This is a genomic window from Amycolatopsis sp. cmx-4-61 (genome assembly GCF_046548775.1).
GTDB lineage: Bacteria > Actinomycetota > Actinomycetes > Mycobacteriales > Pseudonocardiaceae > Amycolatopsis.
The window spans coordinates 1-13703 of record NZ_JAEBEI010000022.1; the positions used below are offsets into that span (position 1 = coordinate 1).

The 13703-nt window shown below is 65.9% G+C and carries 10 protein-coding genes; 5 read left to right on the forward strand and 5 right to left on the reverse strand.

The genetic code is table 11. The features are described 5' to 3' along the window. Positions 1 to 223 precede the first annotated feature (223 nt). The 3 genes from ACLJOU_RS39420 to ligD form a co-directional block, all read right to left on the reverse strand. Positions 224 to 970, reverse strand: coding sequence for a hypothetical protein (locus ACLJOU_RS39420; RefSeq protein WP_410574373.1), 747 nt, complete (start codon positions 968 to 970; stop codon positions 224 to 226). A 162-nt stretch (positions 971 to 1132) separates the two neighbouring features. After that, positions 1133 to 4348: a hypothetical protein gene (locus tag ACLJOU_RS39425; RefSeq protein ID WP_410574374.1), complete on the reverse strand. Its 3216-nt coding sequence runs from the start codon at positions 4346 to 4348 to the stop codon at positions 1133 to 1135. 130 nt (positions 4349 to 4478) lie between these two features. After that, positions 4479 to 6563, reverse strand: coding sequence for a DNA ligase D (gene ligD / locus ACLJOU_RS39430; RefSeq protein WP_410574375.1), 2085 nt, complete (start codon positions 6561 to 6563; stop codon positions 4479 to 4481). A 401-nt stretch (positions 6564 to 6964) separates the two neighbouring features. Here ligD and ACLJOU_RS39435 point away from each other — a divergent pair, with 401 nt between their 5' ends. The 3 genes from ACLJOU_RS39435 to ACLJOU_RS39445 all read left to right on the forward strand — a co-directional run bounded on the left by ACLJOU_RS39435 (position 6965) and on the right by ACLJOU_RS39445 (position 9328). Next, positions 6965 to 7558, forward strand: coding sequence for a hypothetical protein (locus tag ACLJOU_RS39435; protein WP_410574479.1), 594 nt, complete (start codon positions 6965 to 6967; stop codon positions 7556 to 7558). A 157-nt stretch (positions 7559 to 7715) separates the two neighbouring features. Continuing rightward, positions 7716 to 8225: a GNAT family N-acetyltransferase gene (locus ACLJOU_RS39440; RefSeq protein WP_410574376.1), complete on the forward strand. Its 510-nt coding sequence runs from the start codon at positions 7716 to 7718 to the stop codon at positions 8223 to 8225. Positions 8226 to 8887: 662 nt separating this feature from the next. Then, positions 8888 to 9328 (forward strand): histone-like nucleoid-structuring protein Lsr2, encoded by a 441-nt coding sequence (locus ACLJOU_RS39445; protein WP_410574377.1) that lies wholly within the window; start codon positions 8888 to 8890, stop codon positions 9326 to 9328. 228 nt (positions 9329 to 9556) lie between these two features. On the opposite strand, the gene ACLJOU_RS39450 is transcribed toward ACLJOU_RS39445, so the two are convergent. Further along, entirely contained in the window at positions 9557 to 10075 is a 519-nt protein-coding gene (locus tag ACLJOU_RS39450) for a hypothetical protein (protein WP_410574378.1), read from the reverse strand. Positions 10076 to 10680: 605 nt separating this feature from the next. Continuing rightward, entirely contained in the window at positions 10681 to 11448 is a 768-nt protein-coding gene (locus ACLJOU_RS39455; RefSeq protein ID WP_410574379.1) for a GntR family transcriptional regulator, read from the reverse strand. Between the two features lie 156 nt (positions 11449 to 11604). On the opposite strand from ACLJOU_RS39455, the gene ACLJOU_RS39460 reads away from it, so the two are divergent. Together ACLJOU_RS39460 and ACLJOU_RS39465 are read left to right on the forward strand one after the other, a co-directional pair. Beyond that, a complete protein-coding gene (locus tag ACLJOU_RS39460) occupies positions 11605 to 12429 on the forward strand; it encodes a sigma-70 family RNA polymerase sigma factor (RefSeq protein ID WP_410574380.1) in 825 nt (274 codons plus the stop codon). A gap of 236 nt (positions 12430 to 12665) precedes the next feature. Then, complete coding sequence (locus ACLJOU_RS39465) at positions 12666 to 13643, forward strand: hypothetical protein (protein ID WP_410574381.1); 978 nt, start codon at positions 12666 to 12668, stop codon at positions 13641 to 13643. The last annotated feature ends 60 nt before the right edge of the window (positions 13644 to 13703 follow it).

Consider the following 13703-nt stretch of genomic DNA (forward strand, 5'->3'; position numbering starts at 1 on the left):
CTCCAACGACCGCGCGAACACCTCCGGCTGGCGCGCCATGGCTCACCTCCACCGGCCAGCCTCGCGATCACCAGCTCGGATGTCCACGCGACACGGTTACCACGTCAACGTTCCTTGCCGAGGCACTCGGTAGGGGCTGCGAAGGCAATAGACCGCCGCTACACGATGCCCGGCACCGCGGGTCTGCGCCGTCGTACGACGTGGGAGCGGAGCGGGTAGATCTCTACGTCTGAGGAAGACCTTGATGTTGGGGGTATTCGACGTCGCCGGGATGAATGATCCGTTCGATGTGTGCGGGTGCAATCGGTGCCCGGTAGAAGACATCGACTGTGAGGCTGGACAGGCCGAGGGATGCGCCAATGAACACGTTCGCCACGCCGGGAAACGCGGTCGTCGTCGGTGAGGCGCGGAGATCGAGTAGGGCCACCACGATGCTGGGGATGCCGATCGATCGCAGTTTCGTGTTTATCGGGTTGTCGGTGTGGACGTGAGGCATGTAGATGGCTTCACCGCCCCAGGCGGCGAGAAGGAGGTTCAAACCTTCTGCGTCCTCGGTGAGGGTGGTCTTGGACAGAAACAGGCAGATCTGTCCGACACGGTTACTGGTGAGGGCCATCCCTTGGATCAGGGTCGCGTGTTCATCCGTTGTGAGGTAACCGTGTTCTACAGCGGTGTCTAGCCGGGCAGTACCAAGTTTGGCGTCAAACAGGCGCAGTCCGTGAGCGCGGATGTTGTCGGTTTCGTGTGCCAGCAAACGGGTCGCGTGGTAGCCGCGCAAGAGGTAGCCGTCGAGTAGCTGGCGGACTTCCGCGTCGCGTTCCCAGAGGTCGAGGTCGGAACAGCCGAACTCGGCGGGGTCATCGATCAGGCCCTGCCGTTGCTCGGCCAGCTCGTGCACTCGATGTGCGAGCTGGTCTGGCCACGTGCTGGAGTCATCGACGTCGACGACTGGGGCGAGCTCAGGGTTCACGGCGCTGTCCTAAGGGTTCAGAGCGGAAATCGGTAGGTGGCCGGCTGCTCGCAGGCGCTCGGCTTCGTCGGTTTCGTTCGCGTAGTGGACGCGGGGAATCTGCTCCCGTCAGCACCCTGCCAAAGGCATACCTCGTTTGCACGGTTCCGATTTCCAGGAGAGCTACTCGATGGGCTCATCGCCGTTGGCTGGTGGCAGCGGGATGTTCTCCGCGGCGTGATAGCCGAGATCGATAAGACGAGTCCGCAGCCGGCGAGCGTTCTGGTCGCCGAGCCCGAGGAGAGCCGGTAGAACCTTGATCGCCGCTTGCGCCACGTAGTGCTGTTCCCACGGCTCCCCCTGACCGAGAAGCAAAAGCAGAATCCGGCTGGCCCACTCCGTTGCGGCTGCAGTCTCACAGCGGTCGGCGACCTCGGTGACTAGGTCGATCTGGCCTGCAGTGGTGTCGAGCGCTCGGAGGGTCAGCGTCGACCATGTGTCGTCGTCGAGGCCGGTCACGAATGCCCACCTGCCCGACGACGACAACACCGCGGCAGGAACGTCGCCTCGGTCCGCGTCGATCAAGGCACGCCAGAAGCCGGATGCGATGGGAATCCGTGGGTCGTCCGCGTCGCATTCTTGCACGAGAAACGCCATGGTCTCGTTCGCGGTCGACAGACTCGCTGTGTTGCCGCGTAAAGCTGTGAGGATAGTGTCGCTTGTGTACTCCGGGCTGCGGTCCAACACGGCTAGCAGTAGGGAGGTGATTGCAGGCTTGCTGCCACTGTTCGCCGCGGAGAGCAGGCGTTCGCGCAACGTGTCGCGCAGCCAGGCGGTCGGGTGTGCGTGCTGGAGCGTGATGTCGAATGTCGCAGCACCCACCTCATTGTCGCCGAACAGGAGCGACCTGTTGGTCGTTAGCCAGTCCGGGACGAGAGTCTCCAATAGCGGCCTTCGAACGGCCAACAGCGCCCGATAATTGGCTCCTCTCGTGCCGTCGACCGATAGGACTCGATCAAGCAGCGATGAAAAGTCCGCTCGCACCGCCTCTGTTCGGCGGTACTCCCACGCAGCGAACGCGATGGTCGCGAGGAGTGCTCGCCCGGAATCTGAGCTCATAGCGCGCCGCAACGTGTCCATGTCCGCGGTCAGTGACTCGACCTCCGTGGGATCGGGCGTGAGGTCGATAGATTCGCGCGCCCAGTCCCAGACGGTGTCGAGGTGCACGGAGAGGTCGCCGTCGGCGTTGGCTAGTGCTCGGGCGAGTTCGATACCCGCACTGTCAACGTTGCGCCAGTTGAGTTCGTAGTCGAAAGCGTCGTAGCCAAGGACGGTGGGGTCTTGGTGCGCCGTTCGTACCCGGCGCACGGTGTCGAGAAGAGATGGTGTCTCGGCTGCCGCTTCCCTGGCCTTTGCAATCAGGGCGTAGAAGTAGTGCAGGACGTAGAGCGGTTCCCGTAGCGTGGCGACGACGATGGCCGGGTCCTGGATCCATGCGGCTACGTTGTCGGTCACGACGACCTCAAGAGCACGGGCGAGTTCACGTGCCCCGAGCATCTGGCCGTCACTCGCGTTGTCTGGCCGCCACTGCGCAACCAGCTGCGCCGCCTCGAGTACAGGTAATGCGGCGAGCTTCTCTGTGCTGTAAGCGGAACGCTCGACGAGGAAGCCGGAGGCGCTGACCCGGGTGTCGAACTCGGCCGCATTAGGACGGCCGTACTTCTCGGAGACCTGCTCGATCGCGGCCTGCCAATCGGTGAGAACACTGTCGGGTAGGGCTACCGACCATCCCCAGGAACTTACCCACGCTCGCGGGAACTGGCCGCCTATCTGCTCTGGGGCCGCCGGCGGGACGCCAAGAGCGTCGCGCCATGCGTCAAGAAGGGCCGGATCTGGGGCGCGAGTGAGTATGGCGTCGATGAGATCTTTGTCGTCGCCAGTAATGTTCGAGGCCAGGCGTGCCGTGATGTGGTCGATCTGCTCTTGCACTGGGACGTCGTCAGCGTTGGCGAGGATTCGCGATGTGGCGCGTTCTCCGATCTCGCCCGGGATCGTGTCAGTCCACTGGCGAAGATCGAAAGTAGTGACGCCCAGCTCGCGAGAGCGGGTCAGTGCCGCTGCGAAGTAGTGGGTGATGATGGAGAGGAAGTCGTGGCTATCGCCCAGGCTGCTGGTGAGCCGTGCGCTGTCCAGGGCAATGAACTTCGTCTCGGAATGCTGTGCCAGTTTGCGAACTTTGATGGCCAGCAAGCGGATGCGCTCAGCGGCGTTGACTGCGGTCATTCCCGCAACGAGCTGTTCGAGGACGGTGGTGTAGTAGTAGCGGTTCCGGTCGATCGGGCTGCCGGACAGAACCCGATCGGCAACCCGGTCGACGACACGCGCGGCGGGATCGGCCGCCTTGACGATGCCAACCGCGAGCGCGCGAATCGCCCCGCGATCGTCGGGGTGGCAGTCCATGATCGCTGCAACGACGTCATGTCCGGCCTCGCCGATCTGGGCGGCGACGCGCAGGAGTTCGAACCGCTGCCCCCAGCGCCGTGACTGATCTGATCTCTTCACGTCTTTGAGCAGCGCCTGCAGTACGTTGGCGACCGCGTCTGGCTCGGTCTTACCGAGCCCGTCTAGCAGCCCAAAGACTGGCCAGGGCGTGTTTGGCTCCGGCAACTGAATCAGGCCCGCGTCATAGAGAGGCATCAGCCAAGCACCGTCAGTCAGCGTCGAGATGAATAGCCGCAGGTGGTGTGCGTCGTTGGCCAACCCCCGCAGACGCACAAGCTGCGACAAGCCCTGCCACGGCTCGGCGGCCAGCGCACGGAGCGCACGCACGATCTGGTCCGGGGGCGTGAACATGCGAATGAACCAGGCGATGGTGAGGTCGTACAGCACAAGGACCTCGGCGAGGCTCATGTCGTTGTGCACACCCTCGTCGGCTTGCCTTCGCAGCTTCTTGTAGTCATCAGTGGGGTCGAGATCGGGCAGCGGGTCGAGCCCGGTCCTCTTGCGCAAGAAGGTCACAAGTCGTGCTGTGTGATATGAGTCTTGTCGTCTCTGCTCCGCGACCGCTCGTAGCTCTTGTTCCAAGGCGTCGAGTCCGGTTGTCCGCTCGGACTCTGGTGCGTCCCGGTATCGCCGCCACGCCTCCAGCACGGTATGGAGACCGCGGCCGTCAGCTGGAGTCTGCTCCGCGACGACTGCTGCGAACGCCTCTCGAAGATTGTATCCAGCGCTCTCGGCCAGCCGTAGTCCCTGATCGTCGACGATGGCCTGCTGGATGAGAGCCGACGCCGTGCGCACACAATCGATGATCTTCGCACTGAGCGGCAGCTCCTCCACCATGCGTTCGGCTACGTCGGCGGGCAGCTCCAGCGGCAGCGAGCCCTTTTCGGCGGAAGTCATGATCAGATAGTCGCTCGGAAGGACCTCATCGTTTCTGCTGCCTGACACAGTTATCCGGACGTCCGAGCGTAGCCCCAGGCCACGATGTCGACGTACCCGACGTCGGCAGAGTGAAACATATCTGTTCAGGTCACGGAAGGGGGACGCGTTTCTCGAACAGGTTCAGCAGCAAGTCGCCGTGGTCGTCGACGCGGTCGAGGACCTCGTCGGCGGTGAATACCAGCTGGCTGGCGTGCCGGCACGTCTCCACCTCGTTCCAGGTGAGCGGGGTGGACACGGTGGGGTGGTCGCGGCCTCGCAGCGAGTACGGCGCGACGGTGGTTTTGGCGGGGTTGTTCTGCGACCAGTCGATGAACACGCGGTTGGTGCGCTGGTTCTTCGCCATGACAGCGGTGACTGAGTCGGGCGTTTCCTGGGCGAGGCGTTGGGCGAGCTTCTTGGCGTAGGCGGACGGCGCGGCGGGGTCGTCGGTGTCGATCGCGGCGTAGAGCTGCATGCCTTTCGAGCCGGAGGTTTTCGCGTAGGGGGTTAGGCCGTCGTCGCACAGGACGTCGCGCAGTCGCTCGGCGACGCGGGCGCAGTGCACGATCGAGGTGCCGGGGCCGGGATCGAGGTCGAACACCAGCAGATCCGGCGGCAGCCGCCCGCCATCGGCGTTGACGCGCCATTGCGGGACGTGCAGTTCGAGGGCGGCCATGTTCGCCGCCCACACCAGGGCGGCGAGTTCTTCGAGTAGGGCGTACTCGATCTCGCCGTCGCCGCGGCCGGAGCGGCTGCCGGTGCTGGGCAGTCGGACCGTGGGCAGCCAGTCGGGGGCGCCGTTGGGAACGTTCTTCTCGAAGAACTGCTGCCCGCCGACACCGTCGGGGAACCGGATGAACGTCACCGGCCGCCCCGCCAGATGCGGCAGCAAGACGTCAGCGATGCGCGAGTAGTAGTTGATCACCTCGCCCTTGGTGAACCCGTCGGGGTACAGGGGCTTGTCCAGATTGGACAAGGTCAGACGCCGATTCCCTGCCTGCACGGGAATCTTCTTCCCGATCGCCGCCGTCGCAGCGGCCGCCGTCGCAGCGGCCGCCGTCGCAGCGGCCGGCGTGCTCGCGGACGAGCGCTTCCGCGCGGCGGCCGTCCGGCGGGTGGGTGCCGGTGCAGTCTCGGCGGCGACGCGTTCGCGGGCACGCGGGGCGCGCACCTCGCCAGGTGCACGGTCGTCGCGCAGGCCGCGCCAGGCGGTGTGGCGCAGCCGGCCGGCGCCGCGGGTGAACTGGCGGTAGACGACCTCGCCGACCAGCTCGGGCATGACCCAGTGCGCGCGGACGGTGTCCTCCCGGGGTGGGGTAGTCGCGAAGGGGTGCCTGCGCTGCTCAAGCTCCTCAAGCTGAGCCAGTAGCCTGGCGCGTTCGGCTTCGCTGAAGCCGGTGCCGACATCGCCGATGTAGACCAGGTCGCCGCTGTCGGGATCGTGGCCACCGAGCAGCAGACCGCCCAGGCTGCCCGACAGCCGGTTCTGCCCCGGTCGCCACCCACAGATAATCACCTCGGTGGTCTGGATCAAGGCATGCTTGCACCAGTAGTCGGGCCGCTTACCGGGCACGTACGGTGCGCTCAAGCGCTTGGCGACGAGTCCTTCGTGTCCGGTGGCAGCGACGTGGTCAAGCAGGTCTTGCGGGGTGCGGCGGTCGGCAGCCAGCTCGGTGAAGGTGAACTGCCGGACAACCGAGATCCGGTACGGGTCCGGCATCTCCAGCCCGGCCAGCAGGCCACGGCGCTCCTCGTACGGCTGGCGCAGCAGCGATGTGGTTCCGAGCTGGAGTAGGTCGAAGGCGAGGAACCGGACCGGAACGTCGTCGAAGTGCTCGTCGCGGCGGGGAGAGCTGCGGTGGGTCTGGTAGCGGCCGCGGCGTTCCTGCAGGAGACCGAAGTCGATCTGGCCGGCGTCGTTGTAGACGACGATCTCGCCGTCGAGCACCGCGGCCCGACCATCGAGGGCGGGGGCGAGGACGCCGGTGAGGTCGGCGAACTCGTGGGTGAAGTCGATCCCGTTGCGGCTGGTGAGCACCGTGGTGCCATCCGGGGCGATCTGCATGCAGGCCCGGTAGCCGTCCAGCTTGTACTCGTACGCCCACTCGGCACCGGCGCGCAGCCGGCCGCCATCGGGCTTGGCCAGCATCGGCGTGATCCAGTCGGGCACGTCAGAGGAGGCACGCACAGCCATGGCCGGCCTCCCGAGGTCGAGGGATCATCGCCTGGGGTTCGACGGTAACTCGGCCGACCCAACTTCGCTGTGTTTGCGCTGGTCAACACCCTGATCGGTGACAGTGGGTGCGGAACTGAGTGCCCTACGCTGCAGCGGTGTCGCGGCGGGGTGAGGTTGCCTGGCTCGACTTGACAGCGGCCGCGCCGTCTCGCAGGATCCGAACAAGTGTTCGATGAGTTCGGGTTCGCTCGCGGCTTCCCCTCGTGGGCGTCTCCGGTGCGGTGTTCGTGGTGCTGGAGGTGTGCATGGTGGCGGTACCGGACGCGGTAGCCGGGCTCGCGGCGATCCCCGGCGTCCGCACCGCCGCGCAGCTCGGCGAGCCAAGCGCCGATCCCTCAGCGTTCGCAGGGTCGCTGCCGGTGACGTCGGCGCTGGCCAAGCTGGTGCCCGACGGCCTGCGGCGCGGTACAGCGGTGTCGGTCTCCGGCTCGACCGCACTGGTCCTGGCGCTGCTCGCCGAGGCTACCCAAGCCGGATCGTGGGCTGCGATCACCGGTATGCCCTATGTGGGCGTAGCAGCTGCCGCTGAGCTGGGCGTCGAGCTGGAGCGGCTCGCGCTCATTCTCGACGCCGGGGCTGAGGTCGCCGCGGTGCTGTCGGCGCTGATCGACGGGTTCGACCTGGTCGTTCTCGGTCCCCCGATCGCCCGTGGCATGCAGGCGCCGCTGGCGCGCCGGCTGGCCGGACGCGTCCGCAACCGAGGTGCGGTGCTGCTCGCCGCCGGTCCGTGGCCGGGCGCGGATCTCGAGCTGAGCGTGTCGAACCGGCGGTGGCGTGGTCTCACCGACGACGGCTTCGGCCACCTGGAGTTCCGTGACGTCGTTGCGACCCGCCGTGGCCGCGGCGCCGCTGCGCGCCCGCGCACCGTTGCGCTGCAGCTGCCGGGCCCCGGCGGTGCTGTCGCCTCTGGCGAGGAATCTGCTGGCCGCGGCGTGCGTGAGGTCGCCGGATGATCCGCACGTCGCAGCGGCGTTCGAGCGGGTCGGGACCGTCGCGAGGTGTCAGGTGATCGGCGAGGCCGTCCGCTCGGGTGCGCGCGGGGAGTTCGGTGCGCTGGTCCCAGTTCGGCCGGCGGTCACGGAGGTCGAGAGGTGCTTGCGTGGTCACTGGTTGACCCTGGACCTCTACGACAAGCTCGCGCCGTTCAGCCAGCGCTACCGGCTGCACGGCTGGCTGTGCGAGGTCTGCCGCGGTCAGGAAGCGTGCGAGCCGGGGGCTCGGCGCCTCGCCGAGTGGGCGCTGCTCGACGTCACCGTCCAGCACGCGCCCGACGCGGCGCCGGGCGGCGGGCTCGTCTTGGTCGCCCATCCGCCAGCCGCGGGAACGCTGGCCGGTCGAATCGCACTCCACCTCGACGGCGCCGAGGTCGGCTCGGTGACGGCGAGCCCGTGCGGGAGGTGCCGGACGTCCACCCTCGACTGCGTCCACGTCGCCGCCGAGTACCGGCGGCTGGGTTTCGGTCGCACGCTGGTGGCGGCCGCGGTGGCTCGGGCGCCGCCGTACCGGTGGACGGCTCCCCTGCCAGACGGCCCGGTGGCGCAGTCCTTCCGGGCCCGAATCGCCATGCGCCGCACTGGTCCGCCCTGTGCCCACGTCGGAAGCGCGGAGTTCAGGCGATGAGGCCCAAGGGGAGCGGGAATCGATCGTCGAGTAGCGCCTTGCACTAGAGGCCGGCCGCTCGGCGCACAGGAGCTCGTCGTGAGACATCGCGACCGCGGTGGCCGACCACCAGGGGCGCTCAATTACGCCGCGATTCGCGTGACTTTGCCGTAGACGAGGGGGTAGGGCTCGGCGGCACATCGGGGGGCGTTGTGCCGCCGAGCCAGGACTGGCGATGATCGGGACGGTCGGGGGGCGTGCCGGACCGATCACCTCAGCAACCAACAAGAGGGCGTTCGGCGGCCACAATGACGTCCGGCGCTGGAGATCACCGAGACGGGTGACGCGCTGGTGTCCGGGTCTCGGAGGCGTGCTGGCGAGGAACCTCCCCGGCATCCGGCGTCACCCGGCACTTCGTGTCGCCATCGGTCGAGACGCGTCGGCGGACTTGAGTCTTCGGAAGCCGGATATGTCCGCGCGGCCGCACCGTCGGCACGAGCGAGGTTCGGCGGGGTATCCACCATCGAAGCACTGCGACGGTCTTCGGGCGCAGCTCGTCTTGCGGTGATGGTGTGGGCGTGCCGGACAGACCACTTGGTCGGCCCGAGCGTAACGTCTGCCCAGGCCCAGCCCTGGTCAACGGGGCGCGGGTTGATCGTGGAAATCGGTGAAGGGGTTCGATGATGGCGCAGAAGGTGCGTGTCGAGGTGCTCGACGATCTGGACGGCGGCGAGGCGGCGGAGACTGTCGCGTTCGGTCTGGATGGGGTGTCGTACGAGATCGACTTGTCGGCGGAGAATGCCGAGGCGCTGCGTGGTGAGTTCGAGCGCTTCGTCCAGGCAGCGCGGCGAGTTGGCGGCCGCCGTGTGAAGGTCGCACTCGGCCAGTCCACCAGCGAGGCCACCAGGTCATCGGGAACCGGGAAAGTTAACTCTCGCGAGTACAACCAGCAGGTGCGCGAGTGGGCCGCGGCGAACGGGTACGAAGTTGCTGAGCGTGGTCGGTTGTCGAGCGAGCTGATCGAGGCCTACGAGACCGCTCGCACGGCGCCTGCCGAGGTCGAGGCGGAACCGGCTGAGAAGCCAGCGCGGAAGCGGGCACCGCGGAAGAAGGCAGCGGTCTGAGGCGGCACGCCGGACCGCAATGACGTCTCGTGCTGGCGGGGCACCAGAGTCAGGTGGCGCGCCGGTGCCCGGTGCCCGGCAGGGCATCGGCCCCCCGAACCTGCCGGGCAGCCGGGCACCGACCGGGACACTTGTATCGGTATTGGACCGTCGAGACGAGTTGCCGGGCGCAGATGTCCCTCGTACGTGGCTCTATTCCGCGTGCCCGTGTGATCGGCGAGTTGCTGATTAGCCGCCGCCGTAGTGACGGGAGACGGCGACGCTCGGGCTGGGTGGGTCGGGTGTCGTCAGATCCTCGCGGTGGTCGTCGAGAAGCTGCTTGATCTGCGAGATGAGGCGATCGGCATGGTCAAGCGCGGTTAGCTGCTCAGAGGTGTCCTGGTCGTAGCCACCCTGGCGAAGTTCGGTCAGCAGCGTCCGGTCGAGGTCAGCGAGCGCGCCTTTGAGGTCGCGGAAGTCCAACGTCACGATGTCGAGGATGCGCGAGCCGCGGTGTCGAGTAAAACAGTCCGCCGCGATCTGGTGACACGCGTTAGGGCGGTTCTCGACGGTGGTGATCTGGCCCGGAAGGTCGCGGATTCGCGTCAAACTCTTAGCGGCCGGGGCGCTGTGGTAGTCGTGACGGGCGTGGATGCTGGCGTGGCAAGCAATCGATTGCAGCCACTCGATCGGGGGCTTGGTGTCGCCTGTTTGAGACGGGCAGTGTCGAGCTTGTGGAATCGCGTGAGTTTCGGGTACAGCTTCCATCCGACGTGCCGCCGACCCAGTACGCGGTCATTGTGCACGCAGTTGCTGGAGTTCTCGATGCTGCCGGCTTAGTTGCCAGGTCGTCGATCTTCGTAGACGACGTAGCGCACGACGACGACTTGAACGAGGCGTTTGACCAGTTCAGTGCTCTGTATCCATGGAGCGACCGTTGACGTCGGCCCGAACATGGGCTGGCACGTCGAGGTTGAGGTAAAAGCATGGAATGGGAATCGATCGATCTCCGAAATGTCGAAGGTTTCGAGGACGAAATCGCCGATCCGTCTGAGATCCGGCGTGCTGTCGAGCGCTCGATGGCCGGCGCCAGAGCGACGTCGTGGAGGAGACACTGGCGGTGGTGATGGCGATGGCGGGGCACGGTGATCCGAACCTCTTGACGCCCATCGATGTCGTGTACAGCGAAAGGGACGGGTGGGTCACTGTAGACCTCCCGAAAACGGCAGCGACTTGCGCAGCTCGTCGTCGTAGGTGGTGGCGGCGCCCACCAACGTCGCGGCGGTAAAGCCTGCTCCGGCGAACCCGGGATTCGGTGACCTCGTCCAGGTGAGTCAGCTCGGCCCAGTCGCAGGAAGGGGGTTCCATGCGGATCAGCGGCTGGGGCGCTCGGTCGTCGTGCGCTGCAGCGGGTACCCGATCTCGTAGCGATCGGCTCGCAGCACCGTTTCGTTGATCTCGCATACCCGGCGTGTGTCGCTGCGCGTGATGCGTAACAGTCGCAATACCGGTGTGCCGGGCGCCAGTGCCCAGAGGCCTCGCTCTCGCGCCGAGGGCGGGCGTGCGCCAAGACGCTCTTCCCACGCCAGTGGGCCGAGACCGTGGTCTTCCATTCGGTCGTAGATTCCGCCGGGACCAGTGTCGGCTGAGCCGAGGACTGGCAGCTGCTCGACAAGCCACGGCGGCAGGTAGCTGAGGGACACGTGGCGGACCTCACCGGTCTCGGCGTCGCCCATCACCCTGTCCCGGATGACCACGGGTTGTCCCGGCTCGGTCTCGAGCAGGCTGGCGAGGTCAGACGGCGGGAGCGCGGACCGCACCGTCGGCTTCTCGACCGCGACCCAGCCTTGCGCCGTCTTGTCAAAGAAGTAGCCGCGCTCGTCGCGGAAGACCCGGCGCTCGCGCACGATCAGCTCGCGCGCTGGCGCAGCCCGCACGACCGTGCCGCGGCGGCGCACCGGCTCAGCTAAGCCCTCCTCGGCGAGTACCCGGATGGCGTTCTGCACCGTCTGCTTGGACACGCCGTAGCGCTGGGTGAGTTCGGCCAAGGTCGGCAGCGTGCTCCCGGGCGGGTACGTGCCGTCAACGATGCCGTTGCGCAGTTCCTGCGCGATCGTCGTGTACGCCGGCGTGTCGGCCACCCCGCAACGCTCCTTCCTTCGAGGTCGATTGTACTAGGACTATTGCGCGTTAGTGAGCGGCGTGTCATCCTCGAATAGTACTAGTACTAACGCTAGGTCAATGCCCGGACGGATCCGCGCAGTCATTTCTTCTACCACGCCGCAGGGGAGTCAGCCGTGTCCAGCGCCGTATTGCCCGTCGATCTCGTATCGAACGTGCCCATCCAGCCGGTCCGCTTGGCGTCTCGGGCCAGCTCCGAGCGCCCCGTCGCGAAGATCGATGACGCTGAGCTGTTGGACCGTGTCCGGGCCGGCGCCATCGAGGCCTACGGCGTGCTGTTCGAACGTCACCACGCCGCAGCCCGCACCCAAGCCCGCCAGCTGGCTGCATCAGGCTTGGAAGCCGACGACCTGGTCGCCGAGGCATTCGCCAAGACCTTCGACACCATTCGCCGCGGCAGCGGACCCAAGCTGTCATTTCGCGCCTATTTGCTGACGGCCCTGCGGCGCATCGCCTACACCGAGACCCATCGCGCTCGCAGGCTCGTGCTCACCGACAGCGTCGAGGCGACCGCGATCGATGCGGACGTCCCGCAGGCGATTGTCCAGCCGTTTCAGGACACCGCCGTAGCCAGGCTGGAGCGGACCCTGGTCTCGCTTGCTTTCGCCCGCCTGCCTCTTCGGTGGCAGGAAGTGCTGTGGCGTACCGAAATCCGCGAATTGACTGCGGCGTCGATCGCCCCTGCTATGAACCTGTCGCCCAACGGGGTCTCCGCTCTGGCGTACCGGGCCCGTGAAGGGCTGCGGCAGGCCTACCTCCAGGCGTTCGTCGCCGACGACGCCCAGCGTCCGCACGCATGCCGGCTGTCGGCTGAGAAGCTCGGCAGGTGGACCCGTGGAGGGCTCAACAAACGCGAGACCGCAGAAGTTGACGACCACCTCGAAGACTGCCGACGCTGCCGTGCGGTCGCCGCCGAACTCCGCCACGAACTTTGCAGCTGAACTGAATGCGTGTGGGTATCTGCCGCGACGCGCCGCCTGACGGGAGGTCGGACGGTTGTCAAGGTGGGGCGACCTCGCCCCGTCGTTCGACGGTGTCCTCCGCAAAGACCGTGACCACGTCCGTTCGTCCAGCGGTTGGCGGCGGAAGCACGCCTCTGTTAACAGTGAGACCGAGGGAGGCGGCCGAACTGGATGCCGACTCGCTCTGTGTCGACTTGACCGTGTAGGCAGAAGGCATGAAGCAGATCTGGGATGTTGTGTGGGCGTTCGCGCAGGCACACTGGACGCCGATCCTCGCCGCCGCCGCGTTCGTGGTCTCCGTATATGCCGCAGTTATCAGTCGCCGCAGCGCAGTTGGGACAGTGTCGCAAGCCAAATCGGCTGAGAAGTCCGCCAGGGCGGCACTTGACCAAGCTCGTGAGGCGCAAGTGGCTTCCAGTGTTGCGCGGGACGCCTCCGAGGTGCAGGCGCTGGAAGCTGCAAAGACCAGGCTCGACCAGGCCGCACCCCGGGTTGTCGTGACTCTCGATCTGTTGAGCGAACACCCTCTGACTACATCTGGATGGATCGACGAGATGCCACTGCCGCATCCTGAGATCGATCCGAGGGGAGAAGTAACACTCGATTACTGGGAACATCGCCACGATTACCTGTACTTCGTTCTCCGTGGAACTATTTACAACGAGGGAGAACATGTTGCCCGGGTCCGTGTCAGTGGCTCGGCTATGGGTCCGGTGCTGTACGCCGGGACGCATCCTGTCAGTGGTGAAGATGTGCCCATTCCGCAGCAATCTGGAGTTGATCGTTGCTATCTTCTGTATCCAGGACAGACAGCCTTGTTTGAGATACGTGCCGTTGAGTCGATTTGGGATATCTTGAATCATTATTCGGAGAAGAAGCCGGAATCTTACATAAATATTTCGCGAGACTCCTTCAGATTTCAGCCAGGCAGCTTTGATGAGCCCGAGGTGGTCGTCGCCATCGCTACTCAGGCCGAGGAGCCGATCGGTGAGCGATCGGAAGAGCAGTGGAATGCCCCTCTTGTTATTAAGAATCGCTGCAATGTCGTTGTGCTGGTGGAGCGCAAGCAGCAGTATCCGAAATCTTTCGAACATGTTCATGCTGAATTGCAAGGTGACCAAGAGAAGCTCGAAGCGCTTCGGCGGAATGAGCGATGGGCGGCGCTGTACCGAGAAAAGCGGCAAGATGGCTAAGCCTGCCGTCTGCGTGGCTGTTAGAGGTCGCATACCCGAAGTGATTGTCGTCCTACTTGC